Consider the following 19,754-nt stretch of genomic DNA (forward strand, 5'->3'; position numbering starts at 1 on the left):
CACAGGAGCCTCGGAACGGATCAACGGCACCGCCTGACGCTGCATATTCGCACCCATCAAGGCACGATTCGCGTCATCATGCTCCAGGAACGGAATCATCGCCGTCGCCACCGACACCATCTGCCGCGGCGACACATCCATATAGTCCACTCGGCCGGTATCGACGAGTTCGACCTCGGAGAATCTGCGCCGCACCGCGATCCGCGATTCCACGAATCGCCCCTCGGCATCGAGCGGTTCGTTCGCCTGCGCCACTACGTGCCGGTCCTCTTCGTCGGCGGTCAGGTAGACGATATCGTCGGTCACCTTGCCGTCGATCACCTTGCGGTACGGCGTTTCGAGAAACCCGAACGGATTCACTCGCGCGTACACCGACAGATATCCCATCAGCCCGATATTGGGACCCTCCGGCGTCTCGATCGGGCACATCCGGCCGTAGTGGCTGTAGTGCACATCGCGCACCTCCAGCCCGGCCCGCTCCCGGGACAAGCCGCCTGGACCGAGTGCCGAGAGGCGTCGCTTGTTGGTGAGGCTCGCGAGCGGGTTGCGCTCGTCCATGAACTGCGAGAACTGGGAGGTTCCGAAGAACTCCTTGAGTGCCGCCACCACGGGACGGATATTCATCAGCGACTGCGGCGTGATCGCCTCGACATCCTGGGTGGTCATCCGCTCCCGGACCACACGCTCCATCCGGGACAGGCCGACCCGGAACTGGTTCTGGATCAACTCACCGACCGTGCGCACGCGGCGATTTCCGAAATGGTCGATATCGTCGACCTCGACCGGCACCTCGACACCGTCCGGTACGGTCATCGTCCGTTCACCCGCGTGCAAGCGCAGCAGGTATTCGATGATGCCGGCGATATCCTGCTCGGTGAGCACCCGGGACCCCGCCACCGCGCCCGTCCCGGCACCGAACTTCTTGTCGATCCGGTAGCGACCGACGCGGGCCAGATCGTAACGCTTCTCGTTGAAGAACAAGTTCTCCAGCAGCTTCTGCGCGGACTCTTTGGTCGGCGGTTCACCGGGCCGGAGTTTGCGATGGATATCGAGTAGTGCCTCATCGGTACTCGCGATATTGTCCTTCGCCAGCGACGCCATCATCACACCGGAGAAGCCGAACCGTTCGGTGATCGCCGCCGCGCTCCAGCCGAGTGCCTTGAGCAACACAGTCACCGGCTGGCGCCGCTTGCGGTCGATACGCACACCAACGGTATCGCGCTTGTCGATATCGAATTCCAGCCACGCGCCGCGGGACGGGATGACCCGCGCACTGTGCAGATCCTTCTCGGTGGACTTGTCGACGGCGTGGTCGAAGTACACGCCCGGCGAACGTACCAGCTGCGAGATGACGACACGTTCGGTGCCGTTGACGATGAAGGTGCCCCGATCGGTCATCATCGGGAAATCACCCATGAAGACCGTCTGGCTCTTGATCTCACCGGTATCGTTGTTGATGAACTCCGCGGTCACGAACAGTGGCGCGGCGTAGGTCAGATCCTTGTCCTTGCATTCCTCGATCGAGGCCTTGACCTCCTCGAAGCGCGGTTCGGACAGCGACAGCGACATGGTGGCCGAGAAATCCTCGATCGGGCTGATCTCCTCGAGCACCTCCTCCAGTCCGCCGGCGCGCGAGTCACCGCGCGCCGCGGCCCGCGCCCGCCGGGCCGGTGCGCCGATCAACCACGCGAACGATTCGGTCTGGATCTCCAGCAGCCCCGGAACTTCCAGGGGTTCGCGAACTCTGGCGAACGAGAGCCGCACCGGGCTCCCGGGGATCCGGCTCTCGACGGATATTCCGGCAGCGACCTCGGTCTGATTCGGGAGTGCCAAGATGCGTCCTTCCAGCACCTCACGCCGCCCATACCTCGTATGGGCGTCATGTATCTGCTTGTCCTGTGGCGGTATTCGGATCGCACGCCACGGGCGGAAGCCGCCCGAACACGACTCGACAACTACGCGAGAAGAGCAGCACACAGACAGTGCCACTTTCCACAGCGGTTTCTTATTTCGAGAGTTCGGACAGCACACGCCCCGGCGCGAAGCCTTCAAATTACACGCGAAATACAGGAATGTCGAGAGACATGAAAAATAAAGCAACCGTTTTCCGGTGCTTTCCTATTTCAATAATTACACCCCGGCATCGCATCCGTCAACCCGAATGGCGGAAATCCGCCGACACCGCAGGATCCACGGCACGGAGGTGGCCCGTAGGGGCAGCTCTCGACAGGCTCACCAGACTCCCGCGCACGGCGTGTCACCTCGTTATCGCTGGTCGTCGACGTGACTCGTCAAGCCCTGACAGCGAGTACCGGACGAGACGTGGCGAACCGCCCGGGAAACCGGCCTCGGTATGAATTCGAACCGGGCACATCACAACAATCGAAAAGATTCGCGGCGAAGTACGCCGTGACAATAGAGATATTCCCCGTCCCATTCGAATATAGCGTGCTGGAAATACACGGCGAGCACCGGGCCTCGCTTTTCGCGGAATCGGCGCTCCGCCGCACAACGGCCGGTTGTGGGCGACCGCCGCCCGGTTGTTCGACCGCGGTTCGGTTTTCTGCTTTGCTCGCGCAGGTCACCGGGAGAATGCGTGAACGAGAGGTGTGCCGAGATGGCAGGCGGGCGGTCCCTGGGGTCGGCGTTCGGATGGCTGTGGGCCGCCTACGCGGTCAGCCGGTTCGGTACCGCGTTGGCGTTCAATGCCTTCGGCCTGGTCGCCATCCTCGTGCTGCACGCCGGACCCGCCGAGGTCTCGATCCTGGCCGCGGCGGGTCTGGCGGTCGGTGCGCTGGTAGCGATTCCGCTGGGCCCCTGGGTGGAGTTCCGGCGCAAGCGTCCCGTGCTGATCGCGATGGACCTGATCCGTTTCGCGGCCCTGCTGAGCATCCCGATCGCCTTCGCGTTCGGAGTACTCGGTTTCGTCCAACTGCTGGTGGTCGCGATCGTCGCCGCGACCGCCGATATCGGTTTCACCGCCGCGTCCGGCGCCTACCTGAAAACACTGGTGCCACCGAATGATCTGCTCGTCGCGAATGCCCGGTTCGAATCCACGAACTGGACCGCCATCGTGCTCGGTCCACCGCTGGGTGGTGCCGCGGTCGGACTGTTCGGACCGATGGTCACCCTGGTGGCGGATGCGCTGAGCTATCTGGCCTCGGCGGCGGGTCTGCGCGCGATCGGCGACCGGGATCCACTTCCGGTGCGTTCCGGGACTGTCCGGACCGGTGATCAGTTCGAGGGCTGGCGCTATGTGCTGGGCCATCCCGGCCTACGCCCGCTGCTCATCAACGACGCCCTGGTCAGCGCCTTGATCATGGCGACCCAGCCACTGCTGTCGGTTCTCATGCTGGCGCAACTCGGCTTCGCGCCCTGGGAATTCGGACTCGCGTTCGCACTGCCCTGCCTGGGCGGATTGATCGGGGCACGACTGGCGACCGGCCTCGTCGAGCGGTTCGGGCATCGGCGGGTCCTGCGAGTATCCGGGGCCCTACGGGTGTGCTGGCCGGTAGCGCTGGGCGCCGTGAGCGCCGGTGCCGGTGGATTGACGCTCGTCCTGGTGGTCCAAACCGCGGTGATCATCTGTATGGCCGTGTTCAACCCGGTCTTCGGCGCCTATCGACTCGAGCAGTTACCGGCCGATCGGGCGACCCGCGCGCTGGCGGCCTGGGCGATTTCCAAGAAGGCCACGATCGCGATCGTCACCGCGCTGTGGGGTCTGCTCGCGGCGTGCACCGGACCCCGAACCGCGATCACGCTCGCCGGCGTAATACTCCTGGCGACCCCATTGTTTCTGCCCCGTCGCGATACGGGCGGAGCACCGGAGAACTCCGCGGCCGCGAAGGCGGGCTCGGCGCCCTGACCACGCCGCGGCTTGCGCGCGAAGGTGGAGGGCTGTGCTTCGGGCCTCGTAAGACTCCGCAAGGGTTGCGCGCTGTTCGTGGAAGGGATCGGATGCGAAGTGGTCGGGTGACTCGGTGACCCTCAGGCGCGCAGCGCAGCGGCCAAGGCCGGGTCAACCGCCATCGACAGCGCGAGTAGCGACTCCACCAGTAGTTCGATCAGCTCGTCGCGGGAGATGGGTTCGCCGCGCAGCCACGACAGGGTGGTCTCCTCGGTGAAGGCCACCCAGCCCCGGACCACGAGAACCAGGCGGGGCTGTTCGCGTTCCTCCGCGGACAGCGGTACCTGGGTGAGGATGATGTCGACGATCGCACGCCGGGTCTGCTCCACCATGCCGACCAGATCCGGGCTGGAACTGGTGGGTCCGCGCAGCAGCGCCAGGTACGAGGTGCGGTTCTCGCTGACGTAGTCGATATAGCGCCCTACCGAGTCGCGCAGCATATCGAACAGGCCCAGGGTGGGGTCGGGGACGACGCGGACCAGCAGTTCGGCGTTCGCGTGCCGGACCACTTCGAGCTGGAAGTCCTGTTTGGTGGGGAAATAGTGGAACAGCAGGCCCCGCGAGATCCCCGCCTGAGCCGCGATCTCGCTGACCGATATGTCCTCGATCGCGCGTTCGCCGAGCATCTTGACACCGAGAGTTATCAGCTGCTTCTTCCGTTCGTCCGGGCTCAATCGGACGCGTTTGGCGGGTGCTTCCGGGCTCGTACTCACCTGTCCATCCTACTGAATGCTGTTCAATACTGTTGACTGCGACTCAATAAGCCCTTACGCTGACTACATGAGTCGCAAGGTTACAGACAATACTGTCGCTAACCAGCCCACCCGTCATCTGCGGACGATCATCATCGGCAGCGGTTTCGCAGGCCTCGGCCTCGCCATCCGGCTGACCCAGCAGGGCCGCGAGGATTTCCTCGTACTGGAACGCGGTAGCGATGTCGGCGGGACCTGGCGGGACAACACCTACCCCGGCGCCGCGTGCGATGTGCCGTCGCACCTGTACTCGTATTCGTTCGCCCTGAATCCGGAATGGTCGCGATCGTTCTCCCGCCAGGAGGAGATCCAGGCCTACATCAAGAGCGTCGCCGACAAGTACAACGTGCGCGATAAGCACCTCTTCGACTGCGATGTCACCGGCGCCCGCTGGAACGCCGAGACCACGCAGTGGGAGGTGACCACGAACAAAGGCGATTTCACCGCGGATACCGTCGTCTCCGCGGTCGGTGCGCTGTGCGAGCCCAACCTGCCCGATATCAAGGGCATCAACAGCTTCGCGGGCGAGTTCTTCCATTCGGCCCGGTGGAACCACGATTCCGACCTCGCCGGAAAACGCGTCGCGGTCATCGGCACCGGCGCCTCCGCCATCCAGATCGTCCCGGCCATCGCGGGCAGCGTCGAGCATCTCGACGTCTACCAGCGCACCGCGCCCTGGCTGCTGCCCCGGATGGACCGTCCCTACCTGCTGCCCGAGCGGCTGGCCTTCAAACACATCCCGGGCGTGCAGCGGCTGTCCCGGGCCGCGATCTACGCCGCCCGCGAGACCCAGGTCGTCGGTCTCGCGAAGTTCCCGCCGCTGATGCGCGGTTTCGAGGCACTGGCCAAGGCCAAACTCGCCCGCGAGATCCGCGATCCCGAACTGCGCAAGAAGGTCACCCCGAACTTCCGGATCGGCTGCAAGCGCATGCTGATCTCCAACGAGTACTACCCGGCCCTGGACCGCGACAATGTCGATGTGGTCACCGACGGCATCGCCGAGATCCGCGCGAATTCGATCGTCACGAAAGACGGCACCGAACGTGAGGTCGACGCGATCGTGGTCGCCACCGGATTCCACGTCACCGATTCCCCGGCCTACGAGACCATCTACGGTCGCGACGGCCGCAGCCTGACCGAGGTGTTCGACGATATCGGCCAGCAGGGCTACAAGGGTTCGGCTATCGCCAATTTTCCGAATATGTTCTTCCTGCTCGGCCCCAATGTCGGCCTGGGCCACACGTCGATGGTGTACATGATCGAATCGCAGATCAATTACATCGCCGACGCGCTGGCGACCTTCGAGAACCGCGGTCTGCGCACCGTCGAGGTGCGCCGATCGACCCAGGACGCCTATAACTCCGCCCTCCAGAAGAAACTCACCAAGAGCGTCTGGAGTACCGGCGGCTGCGCCAGCTGGTACCTGGACAAGCACGGCAACAACACGACCCTCTGGCCGGACTTCACCTTCGAATTCCGGCGCATCACAAGGAAATTCGACGTGGCCGCCTACGATACGACGACGGCTGCCGACGCATCCGCTCGACCTGATCTGAAAGTGGTGACCGCACCATGACCAACGATTCGTACTTCCGCGACAAAGTCTGTGTCATCACCGGAGCCGGCTCCGGAATCGGGCGGGCGCTGGCCGTCAACCTCGCCCGGCGCGGCGCGAAACTGGCACTCTCCGATATCGATACCGAGGGGCTGGCCGAAACCACGCGTCGCTGCGAAGAGCTGGGCGCGGAGGTGAAATCCGACCGGCTGAACGTGACCGAACGTGAGGCCGTACTGCTCTACGCCGACGCGGTGAAACAGCATTTCGGCGTCGTCCACCAGATCTACAACAATGCCGGTATCGCCCATCACGGCGATGTCGTCAAAACCGATTTCAAAGACATCGAACGCATCATGGATGTCGATTTCTGGGGTGTGGTGAACGGGACCAAGGCGTTCCTGCCGTTCCTCATCGAATCCGGTGACGGTCACGTGGTGAACGTGTCCAGCCTCTTCGGCCTGATCGCGGTACCCGGCCAGGCGGCCTACAATTCGGCGAAGTTCGCTGTCCGCGGCTTCACCGAGGCGCTGCGCCAGGAAATGCTGGTGAATCGCACGCCGGTCGAGGTCACCTGTGTGCACCCCGGCGGTATCAAGACCGCCGTCGCGCGCAACGCCACCTACAGCGACGATATCGACGGCGCGGAAGCCAGCTCGATGTTCGACAAGTACCTCGCCATCCACAGCCCCGAGATGGCCGCGCAGACCATCGTCGACGGGGTCCGTAGGCGCCGCGGGCGGGTGCTCATCGGCTGGGAGGCCAAACTGCTGGACCTGTTCGTGCGCACCACCGCCGCCGGGTACCAGCGCATCGCGGTCGGCGTCGAACGACGCTTCCTGCCCTGATCGGTACCGGAGAAGGAACGAGATGCGAGATATCGCGCTGCCACTGCCGCTGGCGCGGGCGATCCTGGGCCCCATGTACCGGGTATCGCTGCATTCCCGGCTGCCCTGGCGGGTCCAGCGGGCTCTGATCGATGCCGGTTCGGCATTGCAGCCCGTGCCCCCGGGCGTGCGGGTCGAACGGATCCGGCTGGGCGACCGGCCGGCCGAACGGCTCGCACCGAGCACCCCGGCTCCGGCCGTACCCGCCGCCGTGCTGTATCTGCACGGCGGCGGTTATGCCGTGGGTTCGCTGGCCACACACCGATCGCTCAACGGGCGACTCGCCGCCGAGACCGGGCTGCCGGTCTACGCCGTCGACTACCGGCTGGCTCCCGAACACCCCTACCCGGCGGCACTCGACGATGCGGAAGCAGCCTTCCGCGAGCTCGTCACCGAACACGGTTACCGGCCGGAACGGATCGCGATCGCCGGTGATTCGGCCGGTGGTGGTCTGGCGCTGGCGCTGGCGCAGCGGCTCATCGCCCGGCACGGCTACACACCGGCCGCGCTCGGCCTCATCGCGCCGTGGGCCGACCCCAACGAGCTCGCCGAACGTCCCCGCGATCTGGTCGTCAACGGGCCGTGGTCGCGGGCGTGCGCCGCGGCCTACCTCGGTGCGGGCGATCCCGCCGACCCCGGTTACGCCCCGCTGCACGGCGTCCTCGCCGGGTTGCCCCCGGTCTACATCCAGGCCGATGTCGACGAACTACTGCACCCGCAGTGTGTCGGCCTCGCCGCGGCGCTCCGGGACGCCGGGGTGGAGGTCTCCTTCACCGAGAGCCGCGGCCTCTGGCACGTCGCCCAGCTACAGGCCGCCCTGGTGGGTCGAGCTGCCGCGGTGCTGACCGAAATGGCCGGTTTCCTGCGGCAAGCCGTCGATCAGCTACCACTGCGCGACCTAGGATGAAGGCCTGATCGGGACCGGTTCCGCCCTGGTTCCAGGGTGAGATCCAGGGCGTTTACCGGTGGCCCGCGCCCGGCGCGGTTCCGGTGGCGTAAATTACCGACGAGTTGGCAAACAGGGAAAGGCAATGATGCGCGAGTTCGAAGCCCCGGCTTCCTACACCATCCCCGAGGACGCGAACAATTCCGACAACGTGTTCCGCTACGCGAAAGAATCCCCCGCCGCGGTGATGTTCAACGTCCCCGACGGTAAGGGCGGGTGGCGCGATGTGCGGGCCGCGGAGTTCGCGACGGCGGTCACCGATGTGGCCAAGGGCCTCATCGCGTCGGGGGTCGAATCGGGCGACCGGGTCGCCATCATGGCCGCCACCCGCTACGAGTGGACCCTGCTCGATTTCGCCATCTGGGCGGCCGGCGGTTGCACCGTGGCCATCTACGACAGTTCCTCGGCCGAACAGGCCCGCTGGATCCTGCAGGATTCGGCCACCGCGCTGCTGGTCGTCGAGAACGACAAGCACCGCGGCGTGATCTCCGAAATCGACCCTGCCGAACTGTCCGCGCTGCGCGAGACCCTGCAGATCGACAAGGACGCGATCGACGAACTCGTCCGGCGCGGCGCCGACCTCGACGAGCAGATCGTGCACGACCGGCGCGCCCAGGTGAACGCGGCCTCCCCGGCCACTCTGATCTACACCTCCGGGACCACGGGCCGGCCCAAGGGCGTCATGCTGAGCCACGCCAACCTCTACGCCGAATCCCGGGCCGACCGGATCGCGCTGGCGTCGTTCCTGACGCCCGGTAAGAAGACGCTGATGTTCCTGCCGCTGGCGCACGTCTTCGCCCGTGCGGTGAGCCTGGCCGCCTTCGATGCCAAAGTCACCGTCGCGCACACCGCCGACTGGGGCACACTGGTGCAGCAGTTCGCCGAGCACCGGCCCGATTTCGTGCTGTCGGTACCGCGCGTATTCGAGAAGGTGTTCAACGGCGCAAAGCAGAAGGCGCACGACGAGGGCAAGGGCAAGATCTTCGACGCCGCCGCGGCCACCGCCATCGAGTACAGCCAGGCCCTGGGCTCCGGGAAGCCGGGCCTGGTGCTGCGCGCCAAGCACGCCCTGTTCGACAAACTCGTCTACGGCAAACTGCGCGCCGCCCTCGGCGGCAACTGTCAGGCCGCGGTCTCCGGCGGCGGCCCGCTCGGCGCCCGCCTCGGCCATTTCTTCCGCGGTGTCGGCGTCACCATTTTCGAGGGCTACGGCCTCACCGAAACCACCGCCGCCATCGCGGTCAACACCCCCGAACACATCCGGGTGGGGTCGGTCGGCCGCCCACTCGAAGGCCACGGCGCCAAGATCGGTGAGGACGGCGAACTGCTGGTGCGCGGCCCGGTGGTTTTCGCCGGCTACTGGGGCAACGAGCAAGCGTCCGCCGATGCGTTCGCGGACGGCTGGTTCAAAACCGGTGACCTGGGCGCCATCGACGCCGACGGTTTCATCACCATCACCGGCCGCAAGAAGGAAATCCTGGTCACCGCGGGCGGTAAGAACGTCTCCCCCGCCCCGATGGAGGATCAGCTGCGCGCGCATCCGCTGATCGGCCAGGTGATGGTGGTCGGGGACGGGAAACCGTTCATCGGCGCGCTCATCACCCTGGATCCGGAGGCGCTGCCGGGCTGGAAGGAACGCAACGGGATCGCCGCCGATATCGATATCGCCGAACTGGTGGTGAACGCGACGCTGGTCGCCGAGGTCGAGGCCGCGGTGGCGGAGACCAACAAGAAGGTCTCCAAGGCCGAGCAGATCAAGAAGATCAATATCCTGACCTCGGATTGGACGCAGGAAACCGGCGAACTCACGCCGAAGATGTCGCTGAAGCGTGCCGTTGTCATGAAGCAGTACTCCGCCGAGGTGGACAAGATCTACAGCTGATCCCCCGCGACGCGAGCGGCCTCGGTGAGTTCATCGCTCACCGGGGCCGCGGTCGTTGCCGAGAGGCGCGACACGGCCTCAGCCGAACGTAAAAGGCGTTCACATCGGTTGCGAATCCTCATGGCGCACGGAACTATTCCCAGCGAAAGTTCGTGCGACGGAAAGTGGGAGTCGGCCATGCCGAGTGCGCCTACGGCAGGGGCAGCGCCCGCACCGGGTGGGAAGCCACGGTGGCGATCGCCGGCCCGACGCCCCCGGTCGGCCTGATATGGTCCGGAATTCTCGCGCCGGTATCGAGAACATGTGGAACCCGGACCATCCGGTACTGAAGATTCTCCGGCAGCGACGGGACTCGGGAAGCACACCGGGAAACCGGCGCGATTCAGCCAAAGTCGCGTTGACCGTCGCGGGCGGAGGCATGCGGGGGGCGATTTCCGCCGCAATGTGCACGCAGCTCGACGATTCGGGCTTCAGGGATGCGTTCGACGTCGTCTACGGGTGTTCCGCGGGTGCGATCAATGCCGCGTACTTCCTCGCTCAACCAGCGGGCACCTGCTGGTATCCCCTATCGATCTATTACCAGGACCTCACCGCGGACCAGTTCATCCGGTACACGCGACCGCTGTCCGGCGGATCGATCCTCGATCTCGACTACGTCTTCGAGGAAGTTCTCGAATCGAAGAAACCGTTGAAATACGACTCGACGGTGCGGTCTCCTCTCGATTTGGTGGTGTTGACGACCGACCTGGCTGCCCGGGAAACGTTCGCGGCGCGCGACTTCGCCACAGGTGCGGAGTTGAAGGAATTTCTGCGGGCGAGCGCGCGGCCACCGCTGGTGGTGAAAGGCGAATCGAATATCGATGGCCGTCGCCTGGTCGACGGTGCCCTCCTGGCCCCGCGTCAGTTCCGGCCGGCCATCGCGGACGGCTGTACGCACATCCTCTCGCTCGGCACACGCCGAATGGGGAGTTCCCGGGAACGCGTCCCTCTGGGAGTCCGCGCCTACGCGCGCTATCTCGAAAGGATGCGAGAGGGTCTGGGCTCGGCCTACCTGGCGGCGCACCGTCGACGTGCGCGAGATCGAGAAGTGCTGTCCGGACAGCGTTTCGCGACCGGCGGCCCGGGACCGCATGTGCTGGGCATCGGCCCGTTGCCGTGGATGACCCCGGTCCGAACCCACGAGACAGATCCGTCCCGGATCCTCGGCAGCATCCGGGACGCGTATTCGGTTTCCTATTGCGCCACTGAAGGGATCGGTATCGATCGACTCCAGGGCGGGCTGGTCAGCGCCCTGACCAGGTTCGCGATCGCCGGCCACGGGGGCCCGGAGCGACCGACTCGACCGGAGGAGCCCACTTCCGATACCGGAATGGCGGTCTCGACGCCATGAAGGGAGCGAGGCCCCCGGCGTATTCGGTCGAGTCGGAGCTGAGAAGAATACGCATCGGCCCCGACGGGCCCCGCATCGCCGCATTCTTCGATTTCGACGGCACGATCATCGAGGGAATCACGCCCGTCCGCTCCGGTCTGTCGGGTCTGCACGGCGCAAATACTGCCGCACCACTTCTCTCCGGTCTGACGGGGCGAAAGAGCGATGCCCACCGCAGATCTGTGCAGCGCCTCGTCTCCGAGAGTTGGCGGGGCCGGGCGGTCGGAGATCTCGAAGAAGCCGAGGAACAACTGTTCCAGAAACATATCGCGCGCAACCTCTACCCCGAAGCATGGGAGCTCGTCCGCGCACACCAACGCGCGGGTCATACGGTTGTTCTGGCAACGTCGGCCACCCGATTCCAGGTCCGCCGCCTCGCCGCGGAACTGGGAATCGAGCACACGCTGTGTACCGAGCCGATCGTTTCCGACGAACGAATCACCGGTGAGATCGCGGGCGAACTGGTCTGGGGCCGGTACAAGGCCGAACTCGTGAAAGAGTTCGCGGTGGCTCACGATATCGACCTCGAGAAGAGCTTCGGTTACTCCAACGGCGGAGTGGACACTCCCATGCTCCGGCTGACCGGCAACCCGACGGCGGTGAATCCGGACCGCGCGCTCACGCGTGCGGCGACCGGACCGGGATGGCGTGTTCTGCGCTTCGAACGTCGACGTCCGGGCCCCTACCGGATCGGCCGGACCCTTATCGGCGCTCTGGCAATGGTGGTGGCGGCCTGCGCGGGATTCCTGTGCGCACCGGCCGGTGACCGTCGAACCGCGATCGATCGGATGTACCGATGGGTGTCGACGGCCGTCCTTCGAGGCGCGGGCCTGCGCATACGGGTGACCGATGCGGACAAGGCCCGCGTAATCCGCCCCGCGGTTTTCGTTTTCAACCATCAGAGCCAGATCGACAGCATGATAATCCCGTACATCCTGCGGGAGTCGTTCACACCAGTGGTGACGATCAAGGTGAAGCACTATCCGGTCTTCGGCGCTCTCCTGAGGTTCGTCGGCACCCTGTTCATCGACCGCTCCACCCCCGGCGGAGCCAAAGAAGCTCTGAATTCACTGGTCGTGCAGTTGCGCACGGGAAGGTCGGTGGCCATCGCGCCCGAAGGCCGGATCTCGCCGACTCCTCGGCTGCAGGACTTCAAGCAGGGAGCTTTCCGCCTCGCCGCGCAGGCAGGAGTTCCGATCGTTCCCATCGTCATCCGTGATGCCGGCCGAGCCATGTGGCGAAAAGCCCTGACCATCCGGCCCGGAACGATCGATGTCATGATCCTCGACCCGATCGATACCTGTTCGTGGGAGCCCGAGGACCTGGGCACGCAGATCGCGGCCGTCCGCCGCCTGTATCTCGACACGCTGGAACAATGGCCGGACGCGACCTGCGAAGCACCCTCTAGTGAGCGAGAGAATCAGCGCGCTCGGGTCGCGCAGGACCTGTCGGCCCGCCTGCCGCATGGCGAATGAAAAGCGCCGAGGCGACCACACCGACCAGCAGTAGCGCGGCCGGCAGCAGCGTGGCCTGACTCAGGGCGGTACTGAACGCCTGCCGCACCGGTTCGGGCACCTGGCCGGTACCCATCCCCTCCCCGGCCGGGGCGTCACCCAGACCCGTCGCGCTCATCCGGGCGGCTACCAGGGCGCTGATCGCCGCGCTACCCAGTACCGACCCGACCTGACGGGTCGTGTTGTAGACACCCGCACCCGCACCCGCCTGCGAAATGGGCAGATTATGGGTGGCCGTGGTCGCCAGGGGCGCCCAGATACAGGCGTTCGACGCGCCGGCCACCGCACCGCCCACGACTATCAAGGTGATATTCGCGTGCGGATCGCGCATCACCAGAGCGAACCAGAAGATCGAGATCGCGAAGACCAGGAACCCGATGGTCGGAATGAGCCGCGGATGCATCCGGTCGGAGAGCCGGCCGACCACCGGCGCGGCGAACCCGGTGACGATGGCCATCGGCGCCAGCACCAGCGCCGACCGGGTCGGCGACATCCCGTGCACGGCCTGCAAGTAGAAGTAGATCGGCACCATCAGTGCTGTGACGGCCGCACCCATACTGGCGATGGCCAGATTCGACAGCGAGAAGTTGCGGTCGCGGAACAGTTGCAGCGGCAACAGCGGCTCCCCCGAACCGCGGGCCTGGGTCACCACGAATACCGCCAGCACCACGACCCCCGCGACGATCATCGCCCAGATCTTCCCCGACCAGTCGCTCGAATTACCTTCCTGGATGCCGAACACCAGCAGGAACATGCCCACCGCACTCAGCACCACACCCACCAGATCGAATTTGTGCTCATTCGTCGGAAGGGCCGGAACCAGCCAGACGGCGAGCGCGAAGGCCACGATACCGACCGGCACGTTGACGATGAAGATCCACGCCCAACCGAGACTGTCGACCAGCACACCACCCAGAATCGGGCCCACCAGCGTCGCCAGCCCGGCGACCGCACCCCACATACCCATCGCGGCTCCCCGGCGGTCCGGCGGGAAGGTCCGGGTGATCACCGCCATGGTCTGGGGGGTCATCAACGCAGCGCCCAGCCCCTGCACGGCTCGCGCGGCGATCAGGGTCTCGATATCACCGGCCAGCCCGCACGCCAGCGAGGAGAGCGTGAATACCGCGAGACCGAACAGGTAGATATTCTTGGGCCCGTACCGGTCGCCGAGCCGCCCGGTGATCAACAGCGGTACAGCGTAGGTGAGCAGGTAGGCGCTCGTCACCCAGATGACCTGCGAGATATCCGCATGCAACTCGGTCATGATCGCCGGGTTGGCGACTGCCACGATGGTCACATCGAGCAGGATCATGAAGAATCCGACTACCAGTGCCCCCAGAGCGAGCCACGGATTGCGTTGAGTGGGCATAGCTTCCATTCCTGTCCGAGCGGCGCCCGCTGCGCCGGTTCGTGGATCTGTCGCGGTGCGTCACGATCGCACCACCCGGTGGCTACCGGCTCACCGTACGGACGGAGCACGGGAGACGCAGCCTGCTCATGCCGTGGTCACTCCGGACTCCTGGTACGACGCCACGCGCCGCGCCAACATTCCGGGCATATCGGACCGATCGTAGTCCGGGTCAGAGACCGTGCGCGTCCAGCCAGGTGCGGGCCAGCTCCCCGGGATCGGCGGCTTCGTCACGGACCCGCGACACCAGAGTCGCGAGCTCATCGGTGGTCAGTTCCCCGGCCACATAGTTCAGCTTCTCCAGCTCACGATCGTCCAGCGCCCCCTTGCGTACAAGAGCGAGCGGATTCTCCGGCCTGATCGCGTCCTCCGGGTCGGCCAGTACCTTCAGTCCCTCGGTGCCGCCGGACAGGAATTCGGCCGGACCGCCCAGCACACCCGCCTGCACCCGCCCTTCCAACAGCGCGCGGTGCAACTCCTCAGGTCCGGAGAAGACCTCGGTCGATGCGAATTCACAGCCGGAGATCTTCCCGGCGACCTCGGGCAACTCGAACAAATCCGGGACAACCGCCACTCCGGCGACCATCGACGGACACTGCGCGCCCAGTTGCTCCACCGACTCGATCCCCCGCTGTTGCGCGGTGGCGGTGGTCACCAGAACCCGTGGTTCGAAATCCGCGCCCTCGGCCGGATCGGAGGTGATCGTGCCCTGCGGCAGCGAACCGTTCAGTTCCTCCGTCACCTTGTCGGAAGTGGGCGCCTCGGCGCCGGTGTTCAGTACCGCGAGCAGCGCCCCGTTGTGATCCGCCGTCACCGCGATGTCCCCCGCGTCCAATGCCGCGAACACCTCGCTCCGGCCGCGCAACCCCGGCTCGATCCGCACCGCCGCCCCGGTTCGCGCCAGCGCCTGCGCGTAGATCTCGGCCAGCACCCGCGACTCCGCCGACTCCGCAGCCCCCACCACCAGCGGTTGGGCCTCGTTCGAACCGCAGGAGACAGCCAGCACGGCGAGAACCGGCGCCAGCACCCGAGCAAGGACACGCATCGACGCCGCCAGCACCATCGCGCGAGACACCCACTTCCCTAACCAGCGCCGCACCCGTCCCGGGCGCCCGACAACCACCAGAATCTACAGTCGCCCCGAACCATCCGGACGACCCACCCCGAAGCCGGATCGGTTCGCAGCGCCGGCAGCGCACACCTATGAATCCCCGGCCGCACGATACCAGTTCAGCGTGGCCGGCCCGGAACCGACAGGGCAGCGGGCTCGTCGGTATCGGCTATCCCCGCCGCTCGCCGCGCGAATCGAGACCCGACTCCAGCTGCGGACGCGGGGGCGCGAGAGTGGCACCGCCCCCGGTGACCCGCAGCAGATCGAGTTTGCCCGCGTCGCTGCTTTCCGCCGCGGCCGTATAGGCGACCAACCGCAGGTCCACACCCGGAACCAGGAGCACGTCACAGTCGACCCGTATATCGCCGACCTCCGGGTGCCGGATCGTCTTCCGCTCGCTCACATGCGGGGCCGCCGCGGTGCCGGTGGCCCACAACCGGGCGAAATCCACCGACTGCGCGCAGAGCCCCTGGACCAGCCGGTCGAGTTCGGAATCGGCGGGATAGCGGGCCACCGCGTCGCGCAGATCGGCGACGATGGACGCCGCGAAGACCTCGTCGCCGCGTTCGGACCGCACCGAGGCCACCGCCGCACGTGCCGCACCCGAGCCGAAGAGCCCACGCGCCAGATTGCGATCGGCGGCCGGAACCAGGGCCGGATCGCCGAACAGCGCGGACCACAGCGGGTTCCACCAGACCAGGGTCCAGTCGGCACTGAACACCCCGATCGGCACATCGCCGAGGCGCGCGGCGAGCCGCGCGACGCCCGGGGGCACCTGGGTGCTGATCGTCTCGTCCCGCGGCGGCAGCAATCCGGCGCTGCGGTAGAGCCGGTCGCGTTCGGCGCGCGACAGTTGCAGAGCGCGGGCAAGCGCCCCTGCGACCTGGGCCGAAGGATGCCGGGCGCGCCCCTGCTCCAAGCGCAGGACATAGTCGACGGAGAGACCGGCCAGTTGCGCGAGTTCCTCACGCCGCAGCCCCGGAGCGCGGCGGCCGGGCGCAGCGGGGAAGCCGGCGTCGGCAGGAGCGAGACGGTCACGCCAGGCGTGCAGCAGGCGGCCGAAGCCGTGGTCAGAGGCACCCATCCAGCCATTGTCACCCGGCACCGGCGCCACAGCCTGGGTACTGCGAGTCCAGGGTCCGGCAGAGGTACTGGCCGATAGGGCGGGCGACCGGTCAGCCTGAAGGTCCGGGCACCGAAGCAGGGAGCAACACCATGCCGCACACCATCGTCATGACAGGCGCGAGTCGCGGGATAGGACGGGCAGCCGCCGAGCGCATCCTGCGCGGTGCCCCGGATGCGCACTTGGTCCTCGTGACCCGCGCCCCTTCCGGGCCCGAGCTACCGGTGGCCCCGGGAGGCGGCAGCGTATCGCACTGCACGGCCGACCTGAGCTCGCTCGACAGCGTGCGCCGCGCCGCCGGACAGATCGCCGACCGGTTGCGTGGCGGCGACCTACCGCCGCTGTCCGGGTTCGTCGGCAATGCCGGAATCCAGTACACGAACGCCCGAACCACCGGAGCCGACGGCCTCGAAGCGACCTTCACCGTCAACGTGCTGGCCAATCACCTCTTCGTTCGCGTTCTCCGCGACCATTTCCGCACCCCCGCCCGGATCGTGCTCACCACCAGCGATACCCATTTCGGCGATCTCCGGCACAACCTGGCCATGGTGCCCGGGCCGGTCTGGCGGCCACCCGAGGTGCTCGCCCGCCCGGGCGCCTTCCCGGCGCCGGAGAGCACCGCCGCCGGCCGCACCGCGTATTCGACCAGCAAACTGGCTGCCATCTATCTCGTACACGAGTACGCCCGGCGACTGCCCGCCGGAATCGACGCAGTCGCCTTCAACCCCGGATTCGTGCCCGGCACCGGGTTGGCGCGGCACGCCGATCCGCTGTCCCGCTTCGCGATGCGCTACCTGCTGCCGGCGCTGACTCTCACCCCGCTGGCGGTCTCGCCCCGCACCGCCGGCCACTTTCTGGCCGATATCGTCCTCGGGGCGACGCCGGCGCCGAACGGGTCCTACGTGGACCGGCGGCGGGTCGCGCGCTCTTCGGCAGCGTCCTACGCCCCGGATCGCGAACGCGACCTCTGGGCCACCGTCGAGTCACTGACCGCCGACCGCGCAGGCTGAGATTCCGGCAACCCCGAGCACTCGCCCGCCTTGTCCGGAGACCACAGCCGGGCCCGCACCGGCTCTGGAGCAACGAAGCGAAGGCACAGCAACCGAGCCCGCACAGCCGACCGTCGACAAATGAACGACTACCGAGCACCGGCAGTCCCGCGAACCGACCCCGGGCCGATCGAGATGAAGCCCACACACGCTCCCGTCCGCTCCGGATGTTCACCATCCCGTGGTGGGGTCCGCCCCAATTCTGGAGCAACCAAGCCGAGGCACCGCAACCGAGGGTGTGCATCCGCCCGTCGCCGGATAATCGACCACCGAGCACTTGCAGACCCACAGACCTATCCGGCCGATCGAGGCGCAAGTTCACACATCCCCCTCCCCGTCTATCCCGGATGGTCACCATCCGTCGGCGGGGCCCGCCCCGGTTCTGGAGCGACGTAGCGAAGGAGCGCAGCGACTGAGCGAAGGAGTGAAGAACCGGGGTTAATAGGGCCCCGCCCCGCGGCGCCGAAGGCGCCGCCAAAAACTACAGCACCCGGCCCAGGGTGGCGGCCGAGTGCTGTAGTTGCGGTTACCGCCCGGGTAAGGCGGAACGTTTTATCAGGCGACGCCTTCCGCGCGGGCGGCGGCGGCGACCGCGTCGGCCACCGCGGGGGCGACGCGGGGGTCGAGCGGGCTGGGGACGATCTTGTCGATGGCGAGTTCGTCGGCGACGACGCCGAGGATGGCGTCGGCGGCGGCGATCTTCATACCTTCGGTGATCCGGCGGGCGCCCGCGTCGAGCGCACCCTTGAACACGCCCGGGAAGGCGAGCACATTGTTGATCTGGTTCGGGAAGTCGCTACGGCCGGTAGCGACGATTCCGGCGTACTTGCGGGCGACGTCCGGGTGGATCTCCGGGTCCGGGTTGGACATGGCGAACACGATCGACTCCGGTGCCATCGAGGCGATGAGCTCTTCGCCGATGGTGCCCGCCGACAGGCCCAGGAAGACGTCGGCGCCGGTGAGGGCGTCGGCCGCGGTGCCGGTGAGCCCGCGCGGGTTGGTGCGCTGGGCGAGGTCGGCTTTCACCGCGTTGAGATCGGTGCGGTCCCGGCTGACGATGCCCTTGGAGTCCAGCACCGTGACATCGGCGACGCCCGCGGCGAGCAGGATGTTGGTGCACGCGACGCCGGCGGCTCCGGCGCCGGACACGACGACCTTCAGGCCGGAGGTGGCCCGTCCCTGGACGCGCGCGGCGCCGTTGAGGGCGGCCAGCACCACGATGGCGGTGCCGTGCTGGTCATCGTGCATGACGGGGCAGTCGAGGGCTTCGATGACCCGCTTCTCGATTTCGAAGCAGCGAGGCGCGGAGATGTCCTCGAGGTTCACGGCGCCGAAGCTGGGACGCAGCCGGATGAGGGTTTCGACGATTTCGTCGACATCCTTGGTGTCCAGCACGATCGGGATGGAGTCGAGTCCGGCGAACTTCTTGAACAGCGCCGATTTGCCTTCCATGACCGGCAGGGAGGCGCGCGGGCCGATATCACCGAGACCCAGGACCGCCGACCCGTCGCTGACCACGACCACCAGACGGTCGGTCCAGGTGTAGCGCTTGGCCAGTTTCTCGTCTTCGGCGATGGCGCGGCTCACCTGCGCCACGCCGGGGGTGTAGGCGATCGATAGGTCGCGCTGGGTGTTCAGCGGCGAGCTGAGCTCGACCGAGAGCTTGCCGCCGAGGTGACCCGCGAAGATCTCCTCGTGAGTGATCGCCGAGAGGTCTTCGACCTCATCTTTGCTGGCGGTGGCGTTCGGTGCGTCAGTCACAGAGGACACGATTTCACTCCTGCTGGTTGCGGTCGTAACCGGTGGACGGTTACCGCCGGGTATTTGGTGTTATCTGCGTCATATCGTTCATCGGCGGCGCGACCAGGATGTTTCCCGGTAATGCCAGGACCCGGACGATCCGGGGACCCCGGACACAAAGTGATAGACGGTGGCGCTGATTTCGAGCAGCGACGGTCCGGGTGGATTTCGGACTGGTTGGTCCGACTGAACTCGACTGGCGCCCTTTTCCGGCCGCGACGGTGCGTCGCGGTGCGGCGGGCGCCGGATATCCCCGACCCGGCGGTGGCAACGATCGGGAATCCGCAATATTCTGCCAGGTCCCGGACCGTTCGCCAAACCGGACGGCGCGGATTGCGCGTTTCGGACACCACGGGGTCAGCGTAGGCCGTGAGCATTACCTTCCCGTGAG

Annotated in this window: 14 protein-coding genes; 8 read left to right on the forward strand and 6 right to left on the reverse strand. The window is 66.5% G+C overall.

From position 1 onward, the window contains the following. A partial coding sequence (locus IEY68_RS24550; protein ID WP_505784553.1) for an RNA polymerDNA-directed RNA polymerase subunit B occupies window positions 1-1,836 on the reverse strand: 1,836 nt, incomplete at its 3' end. 781 nt (window positions 1,837-2,617) lie between these two features. Here IEY68_RS24550 and IEY68_RS24555 point away from each other — a divergent pair. Continuing rightward, the gene (locus IEY68_RS24555; protein WP_062999237.1) at window positions 2,618-3,865 is read left to right on the forward strand and encodes an MFS transporter; all 1,248 of its coding nucleotides are present in this window, start codon (window positions 2,618-2,620) and stop codon (window positions 3,863-3,865) included. A gap of 122 nt (window positions 3,866-3,987) precedes the next feature. Here the strand turns inward: IEY68_RS24555 and IEY68_RS24560 are convergent, their stop codons facing one another. Continuing rightward, window positions 3,988-4,620, reverse strand: coding sequence for a TetR/AcrR family transcriptional regulator (locus tag IEY68_RS24560; RefSeq protein WP_062999238.1), 633 nt, complete (start codon window positions 4,618-4,620; stop codon window positions 3,988-3,990). A 67-nt stretch (window positions 4,621-4,687) separates the two neighbouring features. Between IEY68_RS24560 and IEY68_RS24565 the strand changes: the two genes are divergently transcribed. The 6 genes from IEY68_RS24565 (at window position 4,688) to IEY68_RS24590 (ending at window position 12,833) form a co-directional block, all read left to right on the forward strand. Further along, complete coding sequence (locus IEY68_RS24565) at window positions 4,688-6,235, forward strand: flavin-containing monooxygenase (RefSeq protein ID WP_062999239.1); 1,548 nt, start codon at window positions 4,688-4,690, stop codon at window positions 6,233-6,235. After that, window positions 6,232-7,062, forward strand: coding sequence for an SDR family NAD(P)-dependent oxidoreductase (locus IEY68_RS24570; RefSeq protein WP_062999240.1), 831 nt, complete (start codon window positions 6,232-6,234; stop codon window positions 7,060-7,062). Before IEY68_RS24565 ends, IEY68_RS24570 begins: the two co-directional genes overlap by 4 nt. A gap of 22 nt (window positions 7,063-7,084) precedes the next feature. After that, window positions 7,085-8,008, forward strand: coding sequence for an alpha/beta hydrolase (locus IEY68_RS24575; RefSeq protein WP_062999242.1), 924 nt, complete (start codon window positions 7,085-7,087; stop codon window positions 8,006-8,008). Between the two features lie 127 nt (window positions 8,009-8,135). After that, the gene (locus tag IEY68_RS24580; RefSeq protein WP_062999258.1) at window positions 8,136-9,929 is read left to right on the forward strand and encodes an AMP-dependent synthetase/ligase; all 1,794 of its coding nucleotides are present in this window, start codon (window positions 8,136-8,138) and stop codon (window positions 9,927-9,929) included. Between the two features lie 301 nt (window positions 9,930-10,230). Further along, the gene (locus tag IEY68_RS24585) at window positions 10,231-11,319 is read left to right on the forward strand and encodes a patatin-like phospholipase family protein (protein ID WP_268241632.1); all 1,089 of its coding nucleotides are present in this window, start codon (window positions 10,231-10,233) and stop codon (window positions 11,317-11,319) included. Then, entirely contained in the window at window positions 11,316-12,833 is a 1,518-nt protein-coding gene (locus tag IEY68_RS24590) for an HAD-IB family hydrolase (RefSeq protein ID WP_062999246.1), read from the forward strand. The genes IEY68_RS24585 and IEY68_RS24590 overlap by 4 nt, the downstream gene beginning before the upstream one ends. Here IEY68_RS24590 and IEY68_RS24595 read toward each other — a convergent pair. The 3 genes from IEY68_RS24595 to IEY68_RS24605 all read right to left on the reverse strand — a co-directional run bounded on the left by IEY68_RS24595 (window position 12,763) and on the right by IEY68_RS24605 (window position 16,475). Further along, entirely contained in the window at window positions 12,763-14,241 is a 1,479-nt protein-coding gene (locus IEY68_RS24595) for an MDR family MFS transporter (RefSeq protein WP_062999252.1), read from the reverse strand. The two genes, IEY68_RS24590 and IEY68_RS24595, sit on opposite strands and share 71 nt — an antisense overlap. Window positions 14,242-14,452: 211 nt before the next feature. Continuing rightward, window positions 14,453-15,355: a glycine betaine ABC transporter substrate-binding protein gene (locus IEY68_RS24600; RefSeq protein WP_229718963.1), complete on the reverse strand. Its 903-nt coding sequence runs from the start codon at window positions 15,353-15,355 to the stop codon at window positions 14,453-14,455. Window positions 15,356-15,560: 205 nt separating this feature from the next. Beyond that, the gene (locus tag IEY68_RS24605; RefSeq protein ID WP_062999260.1) at window positions 15,561-16,475 is read right to left on the reverse strand and encodes a helix-turn-helix transcriptional regulator; all 915 of its coding nucleotides are present in this window, start codon (window positions 16,473-16,475) and stop codon (window positions 15,561-15,563) included. 131 nt (window positions 16,476-16,606) lie between these two features. Here IEY68_RS24605 and IEY68_RS24610 point away from each other — a divergent pair, with 131 nt between their 5' ends. Then, window positions 16,607-17,524, forward strand: a complete 918-nt coding sequence (locus tag IEY68_RS24610) for an SDR family NAD(P)-dependent oxidoreductase (RefSeq protein ID WP_062999256.1) — start codon at window positions 16,607-16,609, stop codon at window positions 17,522-17,524. Window positions 17,525-18,118: 594 nt separating this feature from the next. Here the strand turns inward: IEY68_RS24610 and IEY68_RS24615 are convergent. Next, window positions 18,119-19,324, reverse strand: coding sequence for an NAD(P)-dependent malic enzyme (locus IEY68_RS24615; protein WP_062999262.1), 1,206 nt, complete (start codon window positions 19,322-19,324; stop codon window positions 18,119-18,121). Between the last annotated feature and the right edge of the window lie 430 nt (window positions 19,325-19,754).

This window comes from Nocardia jinanensis, from assembly GCF_014645735.1.
GTDB lineage: Bacteria > Actinomycetota > Actinomycetes > Mycobacteriales > Mycobacteriaceae > Nocardia > Nocardia jinanensis.